The following is a 21,599-nucleotide window of genomic DNA, read 5'->3' on the forward strand; positions in this document are numbered from 1 at the left end:
TCATTGCTCATTGCTTCTTCTAACTCATTGCTTATTATCATTCCCCTGCCGGATATGACCCTAGAACTTTAAGAAATGTGCACTGCTGTTCCAGTGCGTCCAGGGCCTTCCTTATCTTCTCATCCTCTATATGACCCTCTATATCAACAAAGAATATGTATTCCCACATCTTCTTCCGTGATGGCCTCGACTCAATCTTTGTAAGATTTATCCCGCTATCAGTGAATGTCTTAAGACAACTGTAGAGTGCCCCTACCTTATCCTTGATCGAAAACATCACTGAGGTCTTATCCTTTCCGCTTTTTTGTACATGATTTTTTGCTATAACAAGAAAGCGGGTAAAGTTGCTCGAATAATCCTCGATGTGGCTCCTGATTATCCTGAGACCGTAAAGCTGCGCTGCAAGCTCACTTGCAATGGCTGCTGCGGATGGATCCTCTGCACACATCTCAGCAGCCCGTGCAGTACTCGACACCTCAACAACAGGGATGTTTACAAGATTCTTCTCTATCCACCCCGAACACTGGGCGATCGGCTGCGGATGGGAATAGACACACCTGATATCCGCCAGATTCCCTGTCAGGGACAGCAGGTGGTGACTTACCTCCTGTAATATCTCTGAGGTTATCTTAAGGTTGGAATCTATAAACATATCGAGCGTGTGATTCACAACACCTTCCGTTGAATTCTCTATAGGAACAACGCCATAATCGGCTAACCCCTTTTCAACCTCTGTAAAGACCTCCTTAATGCTGTTCACAGCTATATAGTTGGCAAAGACACCGAACTGCTTCATGCAGGCAAGATATGTAAATGTGGCTTTAGGTCCGAGATAGGCAATTCGCAACGGCTGTTCCAGAGAGAGTGAGGCAGACATGATCTCCCTGAAAACAACCCTGATAGCCTCATTGGGAAAGGGGCCCTGATTCTCCTTCTCAATCCGCTCAAATATCTCCCTCTCCCTCTGCGGGACATGGGCCACCATCTTCTCTTCCTTCTTGATCTTACCGATCCCAATGGCCGCCTTAGCCCGTTCATTCAGTAATCTTACGATCTCGGAATCAATCCTGTCTATCTCTTTGCGCAATTTCTCCAGCTCTTTCATAGAGGGATATGATACCGTATTCTATTGGGGTTTGCAACAGAAGTGAGGCAATGATGCCTTCAAAAAGAAACCAGTTATTACAGCAAACTTCCCTGCTCTGTCCCATCAGATTTGACGATCCCAAAGTGCCTGTATGCATTGGGAGTTGCAAGACGTCCCCTTGGCGTCCTGTGGAGGAACCCTTCCTGGATCAGGAATGGTTCGTAGACGTCTTCAATTGTATCCTTGTCTTCACTGATTGCAGCGGCTATCGTCTCAAGTCCTACAGGTCCGCCGCCAAATTTATCTATAATGGTCAGAAGGAGTTTTCGGTCCATGATGTCAAAACCCCTCTGGTCAATCTCAAACATGGCAAGGGCATCCCTGGCAACCTCTCTTGTAATGATACTATCTGCCTTAACCTCAGCATAGTCCCTTACCCTTCTTAAAAGACGGTTTGCTATTCTCGGGGTTCCTCTGGAGCGGCAGGCAATCTCGTCTGCACCGTTGTCGTCAAGCTGCACATTAAGTATCTTTGCTGATCGCAGCAGTATCATCCTGAGCTCTGACGGCTTGTAGAAATCAAGCCTTGTAATAATCCCAAACCTGTCTCGTAACGGCGAGGTAAGAAGGCCGCTTCTCGTTGTAGCTCCTATCAATGTAAATCTCGGGATATCGAGTTTTATAGTCCTGGCTGCAGGTCCCTGACCTATTATGATGTCTATCTGATAATCCTCCATTGCCGGATAGAGTATCTCTTCAATGGCAGTATTGAGCCTGTGGATCTCATCAATAAACAGGACCTCATGTTTCTGCAGATTTGTAAGTATGGCCGCAAGATCTCCCTGCCGTTCAATTGCCGGACCTGATGTGGCCTTTATACCTACGCCAAGCTCCCTTGAGATGATGTAGGCAAGGGTTGTCTTGCCAAGACCTGGCGGGCCGTAGAAGAGGACATGATCCAGTGCATCTCCACGCCTTTTCGCTGCCTCGATGAAGATGTGAAGGTTCTCCTTGACCTTATCCTGGCCAATATACTCATCCAGTGTCGGAGGTCGAAGTGTAGCCTCATATCTTTTTTCCTCTTCATCCAATTGCGCTGTAATTATGCGGTCCTGCATATAATCACTCGAAAATCTCCGTTCAAATCCCCCCTCCCCCCCTTTACTAAAGTGGGGAACTGATTTTTCCCCTTTGGAAAAGGGGGACTAAGGGGGATTTTCATGCCCCTTTATCCCCTGGACAGCATCTTTAATGACTCCCGTATAATAGCTTCAATCGACATCTCACTATTGCCTTCACGAACCCTTTTGATAGCCTCATAGGCCTGTGTCCTCTGGTAACCAAGGTTCATAAGCGCTGAAAGCGCATCAACCGCTGCAGAATGATCTATATGGATTTCACCTTCAGGAGTGCTCAGGGCAGGCAATTTCTCCTTCAATTCCAGTATAATCCTGGCCGCTGTCTTCTTTCCTACTCCAGGTATCATGCTAAGCCTCTTTGCATCCTCGCTTTCAACTATTTTCATCAGGTCAGATAATGATGAGCCTGACAATAAATTTAATCCCATCTTTGGCCCCACTCCTGAAATTGAAAGTAGGGTAGTAAAGAAATCCCTCTCATCAGCGCTCAGGAAACCATACAGGCTCAGGGTATCTTCACGGACATGCGTATATGTATGCAACATTACATCTCCGTTATCGTGCGGCAATCTCGTAAATGTGGAAAGGGGGATAAAGACCTTATAACCAAGGCCATTTACATCAACAACAACAAACTGAGGCGTTTTAACAACAAGATGTCCGCGGACATGAGCAATCATCGAAGCTCTCTGAACTTATATGAATTGAGATGGCAAATTGCAATCGCGAGCGCGTCCGAGGCATGGTGCGAACCGGGCGGTGCCTCCATCCTGAGTATTTTCCCGACCATGTGCTGAACCTGCTCTTTCTTCGCCGCGCCATAACCGACTACCGACTGTTTGACCTCAAGCGGCGTATATTCAAAAAGGGATATACCGGAATTGACAGATGTCAGCATTATTACCCCGCTTACCTGAGACAATCTGACCAGTGTCTGCACATTTTTTGAATAGAAGCCCTTTTCAATGACTACTGCATCAGGCCTGCATGCCTGAATGATCTTGTCAATCTCAATATGTATCTGCTGGAGGCGTCTTGAGATGTCAGACTTCTGCGGAAACTGTATCGTACCGGAAGATACGTGGAAGAGTTGATTGTCTTCTTCGTCTACAAGGCCGTAGCCAGTAACAACTGTACCAGGATCAACCCCCAGTGCACGCATAGAATCTCCTACCCACTTTCCATTTGAATAATAGACGTTACAGCTGGCGAATGTCAAGGGGAACTACCCCGACACTTTAAATGATTTAGGCACAGGCATAGATTCAATTCCTTATAGGCGCAATGAAATAAATGCGTACGGCTACAAATACATTATTAAATTTAGGTTTCAATTCCTTATAGGCGCAATGAAATGTTGAGTGTTTTTCGGACTACTCTGTAATACCCTGGTTTCAATTCCTTATAGGCGCAATGAAATTTGTGCGCACCCGTGATGGACATACCTGTAGAAAATGGTTTCAATTCCTTATAGGCGCAATGAAATTTGACAGGGTTTAACTGTATATAACTGATCTAACTTGTTTCAATTCCTTATAGGCGCAATGAAATGGCCTCACGCACAAACTCTGAGATTTTCTTATCCTCGTTTCAATTCCTTATAGGCGCAATGAAATTGACACGGTCACGAGGAGCCATCTGTTTTATTTCGGCGTTTCAATTCCTTATAGGCGCAATGAAATCCCCATACTTATTGAATATTTTACCACTTGATACCGGTTTCAATTCCTTATAGGCGCAATGAAATCCGAAAGTTACAGTAGACCTTGAACTTATTAAGATGTTTCAATTCCTTATAGGCGCAATGAAATCGGGATACCGTAGCGGTCTTTTTCGACAATAATCCGTTTCAATTCCTTATAGGCGCAATGAAATATTGTTTCCATATCGGCACCCCCTTAATACTCTTCTGTTTCAATTCCTTATAGGCGCAATGAAATGGTGCTGGTGCTGCGGGAACAGGGTATATGTTGCACGTTTCAATTCCTTATAGGCGCAATGAAATAAGCGCAGTAACAGTAAATAAGGACTCCCTTATTACGTTTCAATTCCTTATAGGCGCAATGAAATTGCTGACGTCAACCTTGACCATCTTGTCGGGACATCGGCGTTTCAATTACTTATAGGCGCAATGAAATCAGTGCGACGTTATTTATGAATCCGATCTATGCTGGTTTCAATTCCTTATAGGCGCAATGAAATAATATATCAGATAGTAGACGAGACGATGAAAGCAGTTTCAATTCCTTATAGGCGCAATGAAATTGACTAAAATTCGATTCGCTTTGTATGCTCTGAGGCAGTTTCAATTCCTTATAGGCGCAATGAAATTATATACAAATCAGACTCTCATAGTCTATGAGAGGTTTCAATTCCTTATAGGCGCAATGAAATGTTTCGATGTGGGCAAACTGATATGGATGTAATAGCGTTTCAATTCCTTATAGGCGCAATGAAATTGAGCTACTCCGTAACAAGCCTTTAGTATCTCAGCTGTTTCAATTCCTTATAGGCGCAATGAAATTATTCCTGGTGAAGTACTATCAGCCGTTAATTTGTCCGTTTCAATTCCTTATAGGCGCAATGAAATGAGTGATGCCACCAATGTTACCTGTACGGATTGCGGTTTCAATTCCTTATAGGCGCAATGAAATGGAGCCACTAAAGTCTCAGCGCAGGCATTGTTCTTAGTTTCAATTCCTTATAGGCGCAATGAAATTAAACACGGAAAAAGATGTTGTCTCATATAAGCTGTTTCAATTCCTTATAGGCGCAATGAAATTTTATCTTGTAAAAGGCACAGGCTATAAAACATATTAGTTTCAATTCCTTATAGGCGCAATGAAATTTTATTGCAGTAACGGATTCCGATAATGCAAGTTTGTGTTTCAATTCCTTATAGGCGCAATGAAATGAGGAACCAATATCAGATGGCATTGACTGGCCGTAGTTTCAATTCCTTATAGGCGCAATGAAATTATGCCAGGAGTTTATGTCCTGACAGTGGATGAAAGGTTTCAATTCCTTATAGGCGCAATGAAATCAGAAATGCCCACCATAGCACATTCCGGTAGAACGTTTCAATTCCTTATAGGCGCAATGAAATCAAGTTTTGCCTAAGAGAAAAGTCCTTGCCTTTCCCGTTTCAATTCCTTATAGGCGCAATGAAATGGGAATTGACGGCAATCCTATTGCAAAGTTATATCGTTTCAATTCCTTATAGGCGCAATGAAATCAGACAAAAAGGTACTGGAGGCTTAAGATAACCCTGTTTCAATTCCTTATAGGCGCAATGAAATCGTATCAGTCCACGCAGGACCGTGTAGTATCATCCGTTTCAATTCCTTATAGGCGCAATGAAATCAGCAGAAAGAGAAATCACAGATGGGAACATTACCGTTTCAATTCCTTATAGGCGCAATGAAATGTTATACTTCTTGGCATGAAGCCGCCCTTGACGACCGTTTCAATTCCTTATAGGCGCAATGAAATCATCCGTGCTGCCCCGCATCCAGACTTCTATTACGAGTTTCAATTCCTTATAGGCGCAATGAAATCATATTCATACGCAAATGGATTGACTGCCATATTCGTTTCAATTCCTTATAGGCGCAATGAAATATTGCGCCATATCGGACACAAGCGGCAAAATGTCCGAGTTTCAATTCCTTATAGGCGCAATGAAATGGTTTACGAGGGGTCACTCAAGGTCAAGATTAACTGTTTCAATTCCTTATAGGCGCAATGAAATCGCAAACGCAAGCCAGGTATCCTTTTCGCTCGTAAAATGTTTCAATTCCTTATAGGCGCAATGAAATACCATAGACGCTGCTGGTCTTGCTAATGATGCTATGTTTCAATTCCTTATAGGCGCAATGAAATTTAGAAATAATGATGGAGCGGATATTGTATATAGTAGTTTCAATTCCTTATAGGCGCAATGAAATTCATAGCAAAAAGGACAAAGAGGGCAATTATATGAGTTTCAATTCCTTATAGGCGCAATGAAATGATTTCTTGCAACAATGCGTCTCGTCCCTGCGAAAGTTTCAATTCCTTATAGGCGCAATGAAATCCCCGTATATGGGATACGATAGATATATATTGCTCCGTTTCAATTCCTTATAGGCGCAATGAAATGATAAAATGAAAATGATTACGACTGAAGGTAATGCGTTTCAATTCCTTATAGGCGCAATGAAATGCAGGACCGTGTAGTATCGTCCCGGCTGTATGGTGCGTTTCAATTCCTTATAGGCGCAATGAAATTGAATCTATGCTATCTGTTATACGAGGCTAATAACGTTTCAATTCCTTATAGGCGCAATGAAATTTTGATCCTGTAATATCTTGGTATTTACAGAATAGACGTTTCAATTCCTTATAGGCGCAATGAAATGAGAAGGTTCAGAAGATATTTGAGCATGAATTACAGGTTTCAATTCCTTATAGGCGCAATGAAATCATAGACATAGGGTAAACACAACCCCTTTTGTAATCAGTTTCAATTCCTTATAGGCGCAATGAAATTATCAATAAGGCAGATGCTTTCCCCTGCTGGAAGATGTTTCAATTCCTTATAGGCGCAATGAAATGGCGGCGGCGGTTAACAAAAATTTATGTTTTTCATTGTTTCAATTCCTTATAGGCGCAATGAAATTCCGTTGACCCAACCCTTACTGATAATCCTGCGGCCCTGTTTCAATTCCTTATAGGCGCAATGAAATCTTGCAAAAGAGGATAAAGTACCGAAGCCAACAGAGTTTCAATTCCTTATAGGCGCAATGAAATGGATTATCACGCATCCCTTCTTATTCCATTCTTTTGTTTCAATTCCTTATAGGCGCAATGAAATTTCTATACTGAAAGGGCTGAATTTCAGCGGGAAATCAGTTTCAATTCCTTATAGGCGCAATGAAATGAGTATATATCCAAGGCTAACCCAGATTATTTAGTGAGGTTTCAATTCCTTATAGGCGCAATGAAATTCAGATACGGCGAATGCACCGTCTTCTGGACAAGTAAGTTTCAATTCCTTATAGGCGCAATGAAATTCCTGCTTAAAATTAATGTTGTAACCCCAGTCCCATGTTTCAATTCCTTATAGGCGCAATGAAATAACTACGCACTCGCTCCAGTCACCGAACAGCATGTGTTTCAATTCCTTATAGGCGCAATGAAATGATAAGCTCATGCCTCTCCTATGATGTATACTTCGTTTCAATTCCTTATAGGCGCAATGAAATGCGGACCATTAATGCCAAGGCCACGCTTGGATATATCGTTTCAATTCCTTATAGGCGCAATGAAATCCGATGCCCCCTTTGACCCTATGCCTCAGAAGATACGTTTCAATTCCTTATAGGCGCAATGAAATATTGATATATCGTTCAGAGCTGCGGCTGCTACAATCGTTTCAATTCCTTATAGGCGCAATGAAATCAAATTGAGCAGCCGCAGTAAAGTGTGCCTTTGCCGCGTTTCAATTCCTTATAGGCGCAATGAAATACAGCACCTTTAATTTAAAGATCGTCTGATCTTCTGCGTTTCAATTCCTTATAGGCGCAATGAAATGTTGCTTAAACGGAACATTTCTGAGTTCGATTACAAGTTTCAATTCCTTATAGGCGCAATGAAATTCTGCCGAAATCCTCACCAAAATATGTGCGTCCTTTGTTTCAATTCCTTATAGGCGCAATGAAATGAGGACCTCCTGAACACGGCTACGACTTATAAGATACGTTTCAATTCCTTATAGGCGCAATGAAATCTGTAAAGGCGTACTGCATCAGGTTCCCCATATCTACGTTTCAATTCCTTATAGGCGCAATGAAATATACGCATGCCGGATGAGAACTTTATCCTATATGAGGTTTCAATTCCTTATAGGCGCAATGAAATAGCAATCTGTACGGATGCCTCTTCCATCTCTAACGAGGTTTCAATTCCTTATAGGCGCAATGAAATAAGAATCCTGCCTCTTATCTCCCTGTCATCCAAAGTTTCAATTCCTTATAGGCGCAATGAAATTAGTGTCCGTGATTTTAACCTCAAAATTCATCACACGTTTCAATTCCTTATAGGCGCAATGAAATGATCCTAAGACATATTACAAAATGGCGCTGGCTTTAGTTTCAATTCCTTATAGGCGCAATGAAATAACTCTCCGCAAGCGACGTAAGGTCTGTGACACCAATGTTTCAATTCCTTATAGGCGCAATGAAATTCGTATGCGGTATAGTATTGATGAGAACTTTTCTGTGTTTCAATTCCTTATAGGCGCAATGAAATTATGAGTGAGAAGATGATTGAGCAGGTGAGATCTGGGTTTCAATTCCTTATAGGCGCAATGAAATATCATCAGCAGAGAATGTACTTCCGCCTGCATCCACGTTTCAATTCCTTATAGGCGCAATGAAATACGGCACAACAAGTACCTCTGCCGTGTTATACCAGTTTCAATTCCTTATAGGCGCAATGAAATGATCTCTTCCTCAATATCTGATTGTGTGCAATAAGACAGTTTCAATTCCTTATAGGCGCAATGAAATCGCATCACTGCAAACCTGATTTCCCGTTCGATGATCCGTTTCAATTCCTTATAGGCGCAATGAAATGCCTCCCCACATGGTAAGTGCCATTGCCGCCTTAATCGTTTCAATTCCTTATAGGCGCAATGAAATCGTTTTGCCACCCCAATAAAATAAGGGGGTTATGCAATGTTTTAATAACAAAAAAGCCACTGCTATTCGTCTACCTCCAATTATGTAAAAAGGCCACCCCTTCGACATGACAGATCTATTCCTTTGTATCTCATATTCCACAAGAGGTTACATATAATTTTCATACAGGCTCTCAAAATATGGGGTTTTCTTCCTGAGCTGCGCGATCTTATTCCAAATGGTTGACAGACTACAGAATATTATCCACCGGTTTCTTGTCCGCTCCAACTATTTCCTTTTCCAGCCATTTCTCATTACGCGACTTGAATATTATGAGTGAATCCTCCTCATCTTCTTTCATCACTTTCTTCGCTCTGACTTTCAGTTCCTCCAGTTTAGCTTCCGTTATTTCCCCCTCGAATACTGAGTTCTGTATGTGATGCAAATAAGTCCTGCATAATTTCAACATCCTGCCGCACCTTTTCTGGTCTACATCATACACAACAATTACATACATATCAATATCCGTTTATACCCTTAATATCAGTCAGTTCAGTTCTGCAGGTACTAAGTTCAACTACCAAGACTATTCGGGCTGCAGCATTACCACCAGATTTTAAAACCTTCATACTCCTGTTCTCCAATAAGGTGTTTTACTAATTTATAGCACTCCAGTCTTATTAAATGCCTGTAAGATACCTGTCTATCAAGCTTTTTATGAGTTATAATAGTCTTGAGTTTTTCATCATATTCTTTGATAACTGTCTTCCTCCCCTTTTCATTGAGATAACAGAAATTCACCTCAGTCATAAAATCCTTCTCTGATATCTGCTGTCTGTTAAGGATTGTAAATATTATCCTGTCACTAAAGATTGGTTTGAATACTTCAGCCAGGTCGAGGCTTAAAGAGAACCTCCTTTCTCCTGGTTCGTGAAGAAACGATATAAGCGGATTTAATTGTGTATGGTATATCTCACCAAGACATGTCGTATAGACCAGTGAATTCAGATAAGATATCAAAGCATTTACCATGTTGTCCGGAGGCTGCTTGACCCTCCTCTCAAATTCGATCTCCTGATCAATAATAGTTGGCCATGCCTTGTAGTATGCGTTGCGAATATTTCCTTCTATTCCCATCAGCCCGTCAACTGAATCAGAACTGGCTATCTGAGAACTGTATCCTTCAATCGTATTTATTACTCCGCCTAAATCCTTACCCCTGTTGTTATAGTACCTGAGGTTCTTTAGTATATTGAAAGAGGCTGACTCTATGAATGCACGTGCGAGAGTTATCCTTTTGTTACGATTCGTATAATGATTAACCTGTTTTACGAGGAGCTGGCCTGAGTTCAGCGTCTCACGCGGATAGTAACTGCCGGAATAGAATCCATAATAGTTGAATATATGTACTGCTATCCCCTTTTGAGCGAGATAATTAAACAGCTTGGTATTAAAGTCAATCTCACCAAACGCATAGATAGACTCAGTGTTCTCAATAGGTATGACAGACCTCGACCCATCTTCTTTTTCAAAAAAGATGGTATTCTCCTGCCTTTTAAGGCGTCCGCTATTGAAGATGTAAAAGTTTTGCTTCATATCCAGCACAACTCCCCATAACCGCAGTTCTTGCAGATCTTTCTCTTATCTGCTGATGGAGGTGTTGAAGCCCCGGTAATATCCCTGATCTCTTTCAGGATAGCCTCTATCTTCTCATCATCTCCTGTTTCCAGATATACATCCTGTGTCTTCCTGAGTTTGGGATAATTTATCTTTCCGGTTATACCCTCGACACCCTTTTGTTTAAGATACCAGATATAATATTTCAACTGCCATATATGGGGTTCCTCAACCTTGTCAGACTTTTTAACCTCATGTATTACCCTGTCCTTGCTGATAAAATCTATCCTTATGGTGTCATCAATATCAATCTCCTTTTTCTCGCGCTCATATGAGTTTTCATGAATCAGCTTGCCCAGATATACTGCATCACTATTCTGCTCCATTTGAATATAATGGCTGAAATACCACAGCTTCTTCCTGCAGAGAAAGTAATAATTTATTTCCGTGCCGGTGAAACGGATATGGGTAATAGCATCGTCCATTATTTTTTAAAGAACGCTAAGGTTTGTTATGCAGCTTCTTCAATATTTCTGCAAAGTCCTCCTTTTTGACTTTGCCTTCTACAAGGGCAAGCATATCTTCATAAAGCCTTCCCTTTGGATCAGAAATGCCTATGCCGTTCATATCAAGAAAAACCAGTGCAGATGCCAAAGCAGTTCTTTTATTACCATCAATGAATGGGTGGTTCTGGCAAATATGGAATGCATAAGCAGCGGCCATCTTGTAAATATCATTATGAAGGAATTCGCCATGAAAAGAAGCCTGAGGCATTGCTAAAGCAGAAGAAAGGAGATTTACATCCCTGATACCCTGTGAACCGCCATACCGATTGATCTGGTCAGTGTGGATCTCTATCACCTCCGCAAGTGTGAGAAATAAAATCTCTTTCATCTATTCCGCCAGCTTTTTCAAAGTCTTACCATGCCGATTATTTACATTTATCAATGACTCACGAAACCGCTTTTCCCTGCTTTTTTCCTTGACCGGTGATATAATAAGGTTTACACCATCCGTAGTAATTTCAAGAGGCGTATCCATATCAACTTTGAGAATGTCCAATATCGGCTTGTCAATTATTAATGCTGCGCTGTTGCCATGTGTAATAAGCTTTTTTATCATTATTCACCCCCGAATATAATCTACATTGTATCTACATTGTATCATCTATTTAATATAAAATCATTTCTTGCTCCCTGCAATGCTTCTTAACTTCTTCCTGTAGCCAAATGCAACATTAATATCCACAAATTCAGTATGTCCTGCCGGCAATAGTACGTAAGTAAAATGTCATGCCTGCGAAAGCAGGCATCCAGAAGGCTGGCATTACTGGATTCCCGCTTTCGCGGGAATGACGGTTTGTCATTATACTTATGACCTTCTTAGTATGATCAAATCCACGTCATCTTATCAATACAGATTTCTTATATTTCTTCCCGCTGCCGCACGGGCAAGGATCATTGCGTCCCATCTTTGGATAAATGAAAATGTACAGGCATCTGTATCAGGGTTAGAAATTGTGATAGCGGCAAGCCCCTCAATGCCTATTGAACGTATATACCAATCAGAGGTCTTATCACTTGCAATAGACTTAAGACCAGTCATTGCAACCATACCTATCTTCCCCAATATAGAAGGTAACACATCAGAAATCCAATCACAGTCGTAGACCACTGCCCATCTCATACCTTTTAGAAGCGGTAAAACAACTCCTTTTCCTCCGATACCGCCGAGAATATACATGGCATGAACTACTGCCCACCATTCCGGCAGGGGCTTTGTCCATTTGTATTGACCAGATACAATCTCGGAAAGCGGATCTATCATCCTCTCCCACCGCTTTATGAACTCATCCACCGCAGCACGAGGCAGACGATCCTCCTCGGTAAAGAGAAGATTTAATAAGTCATCGTCAGAAAGGGTTTGGTATTTCATAGAAAAGCTCCTATAAATGAAGATTAAGATATTAAAAACACTCTTGCTACATCAATCAATTATTCCTAAACCTTTCTCCATCTCATCTATCAATAAACCAACTTTGTCATCATATCGAACATCAGCCACCCAATATCCTTCACTTCTTCTGGATAGACGATTTGTTTGCCGAAGCTTGGCCCCTTGGCCAAATGAAATTGATGCAAGGAAACGCATGGCCTCAAAGTGTTGATTTCTTGCCTTACAATCAAGATATTCGCCTTCAAATCTAATCGGGATTACTTCCATGGATCGGATCAAGTCGTAAAAGTCATCTTTATCATCAGAATCGTAAAATGGAGTTAATGAAGCAATAACTCTCCTGAATGAATATAAGGCGCTCTGAAATTCAGCCTCCTCCTTACTGTTGTATCCTTGAGCGTAGACCTGTTCCACCTTCCTACACACAGCATCTTCAGTTAACTCCTCACCGTCACGGAAACATTCGACAGTTTTTAAAACTCTCTCTATGTCATAAAAGTATCTGTCCTTTTCAGAACCCATCGTACATATATGAACAGGCACAACCCCCTTGCTACCCTTTCTGTTAACCCTTCCAAGACGCTGAAGCAAGGCATCAATCGGGGCAGGTTCGGTGAGGATTGTGTCAAAATCAATGTCCAGGGACACTTCGATGGCTTGGGTACCAACAAGCAATTGAACTTTATCGATATTCTTTTCTTTATTCTCCCTATCCCGTAAAATAAACCTTCCGTGTAAAAGTTCTGCTGAATCCGAATAATCTCTTAACGACGAGTATAGTTCTTGTGCTCGTTTGACTGTATTAGAGACAACAAGCACCCTACTGCCTTTTTGCAGCTCCGATCTCATTATTTCAACATGAGAGGTTATGTCGCCATCCAACATCCTAACTCGATGCCTTGGAGTCCGTATTAACTTCTCTCCATCAATATCCCCAATCTCTGGCCCGACTACATTCATTCGGGGCAAAATCTTTTGAATCTTTTCCTTTAAGAATTTTGGAAACGTCGCTGAAAGAAACAGAAACCTCGCATCAATCCTTGCAAGTTCCTCTATAACTCCAATGATGAGTGCGGTGACGTGAGGGTCGTAAGCATGAATCTCATCAAAGATAAAAAGTCCTCCAGCCATTTCCGATATTTGACTTTCCCAGCCTTTTACCCCGAAAAAAGCCTTGACTATCTGAAAAGGTGTGAGCACCTTAATAGGGCGGTAGAGCTTTTTTGATAAATTCTGCGTTTCCCTTGCAAAGGCTGCTGCATTTTCAGGTGAATAATCTCTGTCCAAAAGAGTTTTGTATGCAAAATAAGTGGCTTTGCCATGGAGCACTCCAACATTTTCCTCGCCGAAGCGTCCCGACAATCTTGAGAACATGGCGTTTATACTTGCAGTATATGGAAGAACATAATATATCCGGCGTCCGCTGTCCTGATTATTCCCGGCCCAAAGGAGGCTTGCCTCAGTCTTGCCGGAACCTGTCGGCGCGGATAGAAAGGCACTGCCGGAGATCATGCCTGTCCTTGACTGGTATGGTCTGAACTGGCTAATCCCAAGTTTTGATGCAGTGTCCTTGATGCCTGCCACTATCTCGTTTTTCCCGCCGGACGCCAGATGGTCGCAGGCTATAAGAAAGCCCCGGAGAAAAGTCGGATATAATGGGTTCGCAATCGGTCTTTCTCCATCTTCTAACGCGTTTGCATACCACCTGATAAACCTTTGATAAGGGTCTATCATGGCATCCTGTCGAACAGGCAGTTTAAAACTGACACTGTCTGTGCCAAGATAGCGGACTGCTGCATCTTGCAGGTATTCTATAAACTGATTTATCCCGTCAAGGTTTTCAACCAATTCCCTGATCCTGGCTTCATAAACTTCTTTGCCAATCGGTGATGTAGTATTGAATCTCTCACGCAGTTCTGAAACTCCCTTGTGGTGTGTTGCGATAGCAAGCGCTATAGCCTTTGTAGTTATATCATCGTATGGCGTCAAGCCATTTACCAACGCTGCGGAAAGAAGTTCGTGCCTATATCCCCACTGAGTACCGCCGCTTAATTCCCTTTGGAAACCCGAAGCGCTCTTCCCAACGTCATGCAGAGCAACCGCGGCAAACAGATGGTCAAAGAACCTGGGAGCGCCGCACAAGTCCGGCAGAAACGGATAGTTTTCCCGCACGCTGTTAAATACCATAAGGCAGTTTCCAGTGTGTTCTACAAGCGTCTCCGGTGGTGAGGACTTTGCGAGAAGTTCAGTCATTTATGAAACCATACTCCCCAGCCCTTTTCGCCGTCATAAGGCATCGGCTGCTTATCGTAACCTATGAACGACTCTACCATGTAGTAGGGACGCGTTCCCTCGGCCCTCCTCGGTATCTCATCGGTGAAGTGGGTGGGAAGCGCCTGAAGAGGACCAAATATGCCGTCTAATGGGAAAGGGATGATTGTCCCGCCCAAGGGTACTCCTGTCCTTTGCTCCAATTCGATCTCCTTTATTTCCTCGACCATAGCCAACTCTGTTGAGCGCCCAATTAGCAAAGGATAATGTGGCTTGTCGAAGGCTTTCGCAATAGCATGGTTATCGAAGTAGAGATGAAGGCTCGGCTCAAAAAGCAGCACCCTCCGGCACACATTGGATTTAGCTTTCAACGGCTCAGCAAGCTCGTAAATGGTCTCCAGGTCAACAGCCTTTCCGCTGCTGCTGAAGACATAACCGACAGCCGCATCTGCAGGAGTGACAAGGTTCCCTTTCGCAGCCGAAATAAGCCCGTAAATAGTTGACAGAGGCGGAACAGAGAGTGTCGGCTGAAAGCCTGCAATAAAAACCGGATATCGAAAAGACGCGGTCCAGCCTCTTATATGAACTCGATATGCCTTCATAGCCACCTCACTCGATATGATTTTCAATGGTTTTTACAAACTCTTCCACGGCTTGCTTAGGCGACAGGCAGTGAACGGTTTTACCTGCAAAGTTCAGTCCTTTCAGGTCATTATCGAGTTCATCCATAAAACCTTCCTGCCTCCCGATATAAATGTCTGAAACTATGTTGCCGCTGTAGTCTGACAATACCTGCCGCAACGCTTTTACATTGACCGGTTTGTCATAGCTTTCGTTGGCAATGTTCATGAATATGTGATTGCCGCCATCTATAACAGCAAGAACGATAAACTTAGGGGTAACATCGGTCAGATGCCCTGCGGATTTCGTGGTGCTGTAAAGATAAGGGAGAACAGAGATTGTTTCTCTCGCTCTCTTTACACGCTCTGGCTTTGGGAGTTTCCATGAACCATTTTCTTTCACGGCTTCCGATTCATCTTTTGCAGATTTAATTCTTTCTATCTTCAGATGTTCATCGTCAAGGTTTTTAAAACCTGTTCTTGCACTTTCATAAAATATCCCCATGCTATTCAAATCTAAAGAAAATATTCCTTTAAGGATTGTAGAGTAAAATTGATGAGTGAAGGGGACGGGATCGCCCTCATGCCTGGACATTGAACCGTAATCATCGGTTGGTGCATGGCTAATGACAGAAATAAGAGGAGAGTTCTTTAGTGGAGAAAGTCGTGTAAGTGTTCCCTTTTCATCCTTTTTGGATGCACGCATATAACCAAAGATATCATCGTCTTCGCAAGTAAATGGATTAGCCGCAGTAAATGCCTGATTTCCTTTTCCACCAGACTTCTTGATATGTGTTATTTCTGACATGTTCCAACTATACTTTTCCTTCAAGGCATTTCGCCACCAGTAACGCCATGCCTGTGCAGAAACATAAGGATAAACACTTCTTCCTTTACGAATGACTTTTACATCAACTGTATTTTCTGTACGTGCCTCATCATCCTTTCCAGCATTGTTTAAAGCGGAATGAGGGGCATCAATCAAAACAAAGCCAAGGACATTTTTTGACATAAGCAATCCTCCTTAATAAGTAAATTTAGGAAACAGAAACCTCTTCAGACTCTTCTTCAATCTCGACAACCCCCTCGGAAATAAGCCACTGATGGAGCACTTCATAAAGCCTAAAAAGGAGCAAATCCTGAGTCTCCCTCCAGTTCATGACTCCTTCCGGGAAAAAGGATTCGACATAATCCTCATATGTAAAGAGCGGAACATCCCCCTTCAGTGCTACACGGTCCCTCATCAGGCGAAGCAACACGTTTCGCAGCGAGGCGTAACTTTCCGCTCTTTCAAGCTGTCCAAGCCGCTTCTTGCCATTGGATGAAGTCTTGACTATCTCAGCTATCTCGTCACCCAACTTCCGAATGGCCTCAATCCTTTTTTCATCCATCCTTCTCACCTCCTTCAAGTAATATTTCAGAAGATTCCAATCCCCTATTGCCTCTTTTGCCTTGTTGTTCAAGAAGTATTTCACAATTGACCTGCCTTCAAGTAACGACAGGTACACGGAATTTTTATAATTCCTGTATTCATCCTCCTTCTTTCCAGTCAAGTCCTTGTTATAACCTTTACGGACGACCTTCTGCCAGTCCCTGTACCTTGGATGAGGGCGAATATAAGCAAGGAACCGGAAAACCTGAGCAGGCAGATCATAAATATCCAAGTCCGCTCCTTGATTATAGTTTGTAAAATGATACAGACGAATGGAGGCGTTCTCATCAATCCACCTTTCATCATATGAAAGTATAAGGTCTTGTATTATGTGAAATAGGGCATTGGTCGCATTTGAGTATTGCTCATTAAAACAACCTGAATAATTCCTTGTAGCAATCTGCTTTTGGACATCTGCAATACAACGCTTTGCCCAGAATCTCATTATCTTTGGCGAACTGGAATGAAGGAGCAGAAGTTTTCCGCAAGCGTAGTAAACAAGAGGCGAACATTGAACTGCAAAGGTACAGGCATCGCAGTAGTCCGCTCCTTCAGTTTTAAAGGAGAAGAAATGCGAGCCTTCATAACCGGTCAAAGGAACATCCATTCTGTTTTTCCCATTAACCACCTTTCTTCTTCCGCAAGCGATGCAATTCCCTTTATCACCCATTGGTAAAATGCCTTCCGTAAAATTTTTATAATGCTCGGCTAATCTATGCTTCTTATCCTTAACCGCAGGGTTTGTTATTGGATTATTAGGAAAAACTGAAAAAAGATTCCTTTTCCAGCCTTCTGAGAGGTAAATATCCTGTATAGTTTTAGACATTTCTGCAATGTCGTCATTGCTTATTTCTTCAGGACTGGTTTTATATCGCCACTCTATTATTGCAGCCAGCCCAGCATCCACCCACAGATTCCCTGTCCATGCGAATAACTGCATAAGCCCTCCATAAAAAAAGTTATAAAATCTAAAGTGCTTCCTTACGGTTGGCAGTCCTGTATTTTGCACTACGCTCTTTGGCAACGAATCCAATCTTCCTTTTCTTCGGCTCCGTATGGCAAAGAACCGCCAAAATATTTCCAGTGTGGTATCACATTTTGTGATACCAGTTTTTCAGGTATGGACAACTGCTTCCATACTACTACACATCCTCTCAGAAACCTACTCTTTCGTCTTCTGGTCTCTACATTCATACATTGTAATCTACGCAACTCCATGCCTTCCCTGTCCAATTAAAGGCGTAGGGAAGATACTTGCTGTGTTGTCCCCTTTTTAAGGTGACAATCTGGCACCTTAAAAGTTCATGGTATTCTTCTTTAGTTAATTGAAACATGAAGTCATGGGGGAATCGTTCAATATTTCTTTTAACAGCACGATTAAACATCTTGTTTTCAACTCCATAAAGCACTGATAGGTCCTTGTCCTGCATTACCTTTCTGCTCATGCCTCCTTGCGTCTCGCTGTTTTATATCTTGCGCTGCCTTCTCTCACTGTTATGTGAGCGCATATGGCAGATAACGGCGACCGCCCCACAAACTTGAAGTCGCAAAATGCGACCTCAAGTTTTCATATTCATCATGATTCAACTGAAACATAAAATTATCAGGAGCTATGACGGGCAGCCCTGTATTTTGCGCCACGCTCTTTGACAACAAACCCGATCCTTTTTTTCTTCGGCTCCGGCGGTGATAGCAACTGCTTTATCGCATCAAACACTATTTTGAACTGATGGTCATACTTCTTTTCCATCTCTTCTATTTTCTTCTGCAAATCCTTATGCGTAGCAATCATCTCTCTGAGCCTTGTAAATGTCCTCATTATCTGGATATTAACAGTTATTGCTCTTTCACTACTAAGAACACTTGATAACATTGCAACACCATTTTCAGTAAATGCATACGGCAGGTATTTAACATTCTTTCCTTTCTTCAAGGTCACAAATTGTGACCTTGAAAGTTCTGAGGCTTCGTCCCAACTCAACTGAAACATAAAATCATCGGGAAAACGGTTAATATTCCTTTTGACCGCCTGATTCAGAACTTTGGTTTCAACTCCATAAAGCGCTGCCAGGTCCTTGTCCAGCATTACCCTTTTACCCCTGATCATAAAAATCTTTTGCTCAAGGATTTCATCCGCTACCATTGCCTGCATTTATTCCATCCTTTCCACATACCCGCACCCCATGCTGTTGTTCTGGCCAAATCCGCATTCAAGACCAATCCTTATCAATTCTTTTGACCCGCTGACAGAGAAGGGCTGGAGTGTCCCTTTTATTTCACCTGCGATCTTTCCATCTTTATAGACCTTAAATGATTTTATTAATTTCCCTTTTGCCGGATGATGTTCGAATCCAGGCTGGTCTCCCTCATAAGGCTTTCCATAGAGGGTTTCATACTTGTGAATCAGGTTTTGATTGAGGAGTTTTTCATAATCTTTATCACCAGGGAATAAATATACATCCCGGATTCCCTGTGGATCAGGTTTTTTGACAAATATGGGAGATTCCAGGGGTATCAGGTTCAATCGAATAAAACCATTTGGGCTGTTTGAATAATTTATATCAATTCCCTCTAATGGGTCTGCGAGGGTTTCTACACGATATACAATGACCCTTTGACTGCCGATTGTAATCTCCTGCCCCTCTTTGAAGATTCCATCTATCAAGTGTTGCAGGAATCTATTCACCGGGGATGCAATCTGGAAGGAAAAGGTGAAGGGGATGGCAGGAGATGCCCTGAAGTGAAAACCTGGCAAGCTGTCTGAATTATTTAATTTGGTACTTATCGGCCCGTAAAATGTCAGACCGGAATAGACAAAGAATTTGAATCTCTGTTCACGCTTGTATCTGTATCCCTCTTCATGGAGCCAGCCTGCATAATCCGGATCTGAGTTTGCAAGAAATTTATAGATAACAGCCTGTATCTGGTGCTGATAGTTAAAATCAATCCTTCCATTATCGTCGGCTGATAAGGTTATTTTTACTCTCACAAAATAGGCCTTTCTGAACGTTAATGTCTGGTAGTTTTTTGACTAATCCTATCAGAAACTTTTTCTTTTTGGTAGGGTATATTTTCTTCTATGTGTCCTTAAATCTTCTCCAACACCTCATCCCTTACATTAAAATTGGAATAGACATTCTGCACATCATCATTGTCTTCCAGCGCCTCTATCAGTTTTAAAGCCTGAACAGCACTCTTGTCATCCAGTTCCATATAGTTTTGCGGGAGCATGGTTACCTCTGCAAGGGCTACTTTTATTCCACCTTCCTCTATCTTTTTCCTGACAGTTTCCATATCTCCGGGAACTGTAATCACCTCGAAGTTGTCCCCGTCGCGCCTCATATCCTCAGCACCGGCCTCTACTATAATAGTCATCAGCTTTTCTTCATCCACCCTGCCGCCTTCAACGACGATATATCCCTTTTTATCAAACATCCATGAGACACAGCCGGCCTCACCCATATTGCCATTATGCTTGGTGAATATATGCCTGATCTCAGGAACCGTCCGGTTCCGGTTGTCTGTCATAATGGTTGCAATGACCGCAACGCCGCCTGGGCCGTATCCCTCAAACACAGCCTCTTCATATGTTACACCAGGCAGTTCTCCTGTCCCCTTCTGGATAGCCTTCTTAATGTTATCCGCAGGCATATTGGCCTCTTTGGCCTTCTGGATGACTGTCCGAAGTCTTGCGTTACCATCAGGGTCACCGCCGCCAATCTTCGCAGCTACGGTGATTTCTTTAATTATTTTTGTGAAAATCTTTCCCCTTTTTGAATCTATTGCGGCCTTCTTATGTTTTGTGGTGGCCCATTTTGAATGACCGGACATCTTACTCTCCTCCTTTTACCCCTATCTCCTTTGGCTCATAATCCGAGACCTCTATTTCTCTCACCCGTATCTTATCACCCTCTTTAGACGTAACGACCCTGAGCTTGATATTCAACGCTACATCAAGTATCCCTTCCATAACAGCATTCGTGATCCTCGTCACCTCAGGAACCGGCTTGCCAAGTTCTATGCTTTCCATTGTAATATGCGCATCAGATACAGACTGTCCAGCGCCTCTGTCAGATGATGCCGCTCCGGATGTATCAGACTCCATCCAACTCCTCAGGTCCTCTTTTCTCTCCGGTATTTGCTCCTCTGAAGCAGACAACTGTGTTCCCGGAGCTTCAGCCTCTGACTCCTTCGGAACAGGCATCCTCTTCCGGGGACGGCCGGTCTCTATCATCTCCCGGAGGTCGCCAAGAACCAGTTTGCTGATGGCTGTCAGTGTCTCGAGCACACCCTCACCTGTAGATGCAGCTGCTGAGAAATAGGGAACTCCCCGCGTATTCAGCGTCTTGTCAATAACCTCTACCGGGAGCACATTTGGAAGGTCTCTCTTATTGTACTGAAGGACCAGGGGAAAGTCATTGATATTGATCCCATGGTCTGCAAGATTCTTCTTAAGATTGTAGAGACTTTCGAGATTGGAATCCATCATTCCATCCTGTGAGTCAGCAACAAACACCACACCGTCAGCGCCCTTCAACACCAGCTTTCTCGTCGCATTGTAGAATACCTGACCCGGAACAGTATACAGATGAAATCTCATCTTGTATCCCTTGATCTCTCCGGCCTCGAGGGGAAAGAAATCAAAAAAAAGTGTCCTGTCTGAATAAGTGGGGAGGGTTATAAGCTTACCCTTCTTTTCCGGGATTATCTTCTCATAAATGCACTTGATATTAGTCGTCTTGCCGGACAACCCTGGCCCGTAATAGACTATCTTTGCATTTATTTCCCGTGACGTATAGTTAAATAATGCCATAG

Annotated in this window: 19 protein-coding genes and 1 CRISPR repeat array; all 19 genes read right to left on the reverse strand. The window is 42.6% G+C overall.

What is annotated here, in order from left to right; translation table 11 throughout:
- Positions 1–37: 37 nt before the first annotated feature.
- Complete coding sequence (gene pheA / locus IT393_10560) at positions 38–1,105, reverse strand: prephenate dehydratase (protein MCC7203085.1); 1,068 nt, start codon at positions 1,103–1,105, stop codon at positions 38–40.
- A 77-nt stretch (positions 1,106–1,182) separates the two neighbouring features.
- Positions 1,183–2,205 (reverse strand): Holliday junction branch migration DNA helicase RuvB, encoded by a 1,023-nt coding sequence (gene ruvB, locus IT393_10565; GenBank protein ID MCC7203086.1) that lies wholly within the window; start codon positions 2,203–2,205, stop codon positions 1,183–1,185.
- Positions 2,206–2,315: 110 nt separating this feature from the next.
- Positions 2,316–2,906 (reverse strand): Holliday junction branch migration protein RuvA, encoded by a 591-nt coding sequence (gene ruvA, locus IT393_10570; protein MCC7203087.1) that lies wholly within the window; start codon positions 2,904–2,906, stop codon positions 2,316–2,318.
- Positions 2,903–3,388 carry a crossover junction endodeoxyribonuclease RuvC gene (ruvC, locus tag IT393_10575; GenBank protein ID MCC7203088.1) on the reverse strand — a complete coding sequence of 162 codons (486 nt, stop codon included), beginning with the start codon at positions 3,386–3,388 and terminating at the stop codon, positions 2,903–2,905. The genes ruvA and ruvC overlap by 4 nt, the downstream gene beginning before the upstream one ends.
- Before the next feature lie 100 nt (positions 3,389–3,488).
- Positions 3,489–8,909: a CRISPR direct-repeat array (repeat unit 29 nt; unit sequence GTTTCAATTCCTTATAGGCGCAATGAAAT).
- 229 nt (positions 8,910–9,138) lie between these two features.
- Positions 9,139–9,405 carry a CRISPR-associated endonuclease Cas2 gene (gene cas2 / locus IT393_10580; GenBank protein MCC7203089.1) on the reverse strand — a complete coding sequence of 89 codons (267 nt, stop codon included), beginning with the start codon at positions 9,403–9,405 and terminating at the stop codon, positions 9,139–9,141.
- Positions 9,406–9,491: 86 nt separating this feature from the next.
- Positions 9,492–10,484: a type I-B CRISPR-associated endonuclease Cas1 gene (cas1b, locus tag IT393_10585; protein ID MCC7203090.1), complete on the reverse strand. Its 993-nt coding sequence runs from the start codon at positions 10,482–10,484 to the stop codon at positions 9,492–9,494.
- Positions 10,481–10,990: a CRISPR-associated protein Cas4 gene (gene cas4, locus IT393_10590; GenBank protein MCC7203091.1), complete on the reverse strand. Its 510-nt coding sequence runs from the start codon at positions 10,988–10,990 to the stop codon at positions 10,481–10,483. The genes cas1b and cas4 overlap by 4 nt, the downstream gene beginning before the upstream one ends.
- A gap of 16 nt (positions 10,991–11,006) precedes the next feature.
- On the reverse strand, positions 11,007–11,399 hold the full coding sequence (locus tag IT393_10595) for a type II toxin-antitoxin system death-on-curing family toxin (GenBank protein MCC7203092.1): 393 nt from the start codon (positions 11,397–11,399) through the stop codon (positions 11,007–11,009).
- Positions 11,400–11,627 carry an AbrB/MazE/SpoVT family DNA-binding domain-containing protein gene (locus IT393_10600; protein ID MCC7203093.1) on the reverse strand — a complete coding sequence of 76 codons (228 nt, stop codon included), beginning with the start codon at positions 11,625–11,627 and terminating at the stop codon, positions 11,400–11,402.
- 280 nt (positions 11,628–11,907) lie between these two features.
- Positions 11,908–11,976, reverse strand: a complete 69-nt coding sequence (locus IT393_10605) for an SEC-C domain-containing protein (GenBank protein MCC7203094.1) — start codon at positions 11,974–11,976, stop codon at positions 11,908–11,910.
- A 515-nt stretch (positions 11,977–12,491) separates the two neighbouring features.
- Entirely contained in the window at positions 12,492–14,714 is a 2,223-nt protein-coding gene (cas3, locus tag IT393_10610) for a CRISPR-associated helicase Cas3' (GenBank protein MCC7203095.1), read from the reverse strand.
- Positions 14,711–15,334 carry a type I-B CRISPR-associated protein Cas5 gene (gene cas5b, locus IT393_10615; GenBank protein ID MCC7203096.1) on the reverse strand — a complete coding sequence of 208 codons (624 nt, stop codon included), beginning with the start codon at positions 15,332–15,334 and terminating at the stop codon, positions 14,711–14,713. Before cas5b ends, cas3 begins: the two co-directional genes overlap by 4 nt.
- 7 nt (positions 15,335–15,341) lie before the next feature.
- A complete protein-coding gene (gene cas7i, locus IT393_10620; protein MCC7203097.1) occupies positions 15,342–16,364 on the reverse strand; it encodes a type I-B CRISPR-associated protein Cas7/Cst2/DevR in 1,023 nt (340 codons plus the stop codon).
- A gap of 25 nt (positions 16,365–16,389) precedes the next feature.
- Positions 16,390–17,724, reverse strand: a complete 1,335-nt coding sequence (gene cas8a1 / locus IT393_10625) for a type I-B CRISPR-associated protein Cas8b1/Cst1 (GenBank protein ID MCC7203098.1) — start codon at positions 17,722–17,724, stop codon at positions 16,390–16,392.
- 250 nt (positions 17,725–17,974) lie between these two features.
- Positions 17,975–18,214: an ORF6N domain-containing protein gene (locus IT393_10630; protein ID MCC7203099.1), complete on the reverse strand. Its 240-nt coding sequence runs from the start codon at positions 18,212–18,214 to the stop codon at positions 17,975–17,977.
- Between the two features lie 173 nt (positions 18,215–18,387).
- Entirely contained in the window at positions 18,388–18,927 is a 540-nt protein-coding gene (locus IT393_10635) for an ORF6N domain-containing protein (protein ID MCC7203100.1), read from the reverse strand.
- Between the two features lie 9 nt (positions 18,928–18,936).
- On the reverse strand, positions 18,937–19,773 hold the full coding sequence (cas6, locus tag IT393_10640) for a CRISPR-associated endoribonuclease Cas6 (GenBank protein ID MCC7203101.1): 837 nt from the start codon (positions 19,771–19,773) through the stop codon (positions 18,937–18,939).
- 98 nt (positions 19,774–19,871) lie between these two features.
- Entirely contained in the window at positions 19,872–20,615 is a 744-nt protein-coding gene (locus IT393_10645; GenBank protein ID MCC7203102.1) for a YebC/PmpR family DNA-binding transcriptional regulator, read from the reverse strand.
- Between the two features lies 1 nt (position 20,616).
- Positions 20,617–21,597 (reverse strand): hypothetical protein, encoded by a 981-nt coding sequence (locus IT393_10650; protein ID MCC7203103.1) that lies wholly within the window; start codon positions 21,595–21,597, stop codon positions 20,617–20,619.
- Positions 21,598–21,599 lie beyond the last annotated feature (2 nt).

Source organism: Nitrospirota bacterium (genome assembly GCA_020851375.1).
Taxonomy (GTDB): domain Bacteria; phylum Nitrospirota; class 9FT-COMBO-42-15; order HDB-SIOI813; family HDB-SIOI813; genus RBG-16-43-11.

What these genes read in the sequence shown, in the direction of transcription:
- pheA (MCC7203085.1), bottom strand. Translation starts at nt 1,105, where the DNA reads ATGAAAGAGCTGGAGAAATTGCGCAAAGAGATAGACAGGATTGATTCC.
- cas7i (MCC7203097.1), bottom strand. Translation starts at nt 16,364, where the DNA reads ATGTCAAAAAATGTCCTTGGCTTTGTTTTGATTGATGCCCCTCATTCC.
- IT393_10595 (MCC7203092.1), bottom strand. Translation starts at nt 11,399, where the DNA reads ATGAAAGAGATTTTATTTCTCACACTTGCGGAGGTGATAGAGATCCAC.
- cas2 (MCC7203089.1), bottom strand. Translation starts at nt 9,405, where the DNA reads ATGTATGTAATTGTTGTGTATGATGTAGACCAGAAAAGGTGCGGCAGG.
- IT393_10650 (MCC7203103.1), bottom strand. Translation starts at nt 21,597, where the DNA reads ATGGCATTATTTAACTATACGTCACGGGAAATAAATGCAAAGATAGTC.
- IT393_10635 (MCC7203100.1), bottom strand. Translation starts at nt 18,927, where the DNA reads ATGGTAGCGGATGAAATCCTTGAGCAAAAGATTTTTATGATCAGGGGT.
- IT393_10600 (MCC7203093.1), bottom strand. Translation starts at nt 11,627, where the DNA reads ATGATAAAAAAGCTTATTACACATGGCAACAGCGCAGCATTAATAATT.
- cas3 (MCC7203095.1), bottom strand. Translation starts at nt 14,714, where the DNA reads ATGACTGAACTTCTCGCAAAGTCCTCACCACCGGAGACGCTTGTAGAA.
- ruvC (MCC7203088.1), bottom strand. Translation starts at nt 3,388, where the DNA reads ATGCGTGCACTGGGGGTTGATCCTGGTACAGTTGTTACTGGCTACGGC.
- cas5b (MCC7203096.1), bottom strand. Translation starts at nt 15,334, where the DNA reads ATGAAGGCATATCGAGTTCATATAAGAGGCTGGACCGCGTCTTTTCGA.
- cas8a1 (MCC7203098.1), bottom strand. Translation starts at nt 17,724, where the DNA reads ATGCAGTTATTCGCATGGACAGGGAATCTGTGGGTGGATGCTGGGCTG.
- IT393_10630 (MCC7203099.1), bottom strand. Translation starts at nt 18,214, where the DNA reads ATGCAGGACAAGGACCTATCAGTGCTTTATGGAGTTGAAAACAAGATG.
- cas4 (MCC7203091.1), bottom strand. Translation starts at nt 10,990, where the DNA reads ATGGACGATGCTATTACCCATATCCGTTTCACCGGCACGGAAATAAAT.
- IT393_10645 (MCC7203102.1), bottom strand. Translation starts at nt 20,615, where the DNA reads ATGTCCGGTCATTCAAAATGGGCCACCACAAAACATAAGAAGGCCGCA.
- ruvA (MCC7203087.1), bottom strand. Translation starts at nt 2,906, where the DNA reads ATGATTGCTCATGTCCGCGGACATCTTGTTGTTAAAACGCCTCAGTTT.
- cas1b (MCC7203090.1), bottom strand. Translation starts at nt 10,484, where the DNA reads ATGAAGCAAAACTTTTACATCTTCAATAGCGGACGCCTTAAAAGGCAG.
- ruvB (MCC7203086.1), bottom strand. Translation starts at nt 2,205, where the DNA reads ATGCAGGACCGCATAATTACAGCGCAATTGGATGAAGAGGAAAAAAGA.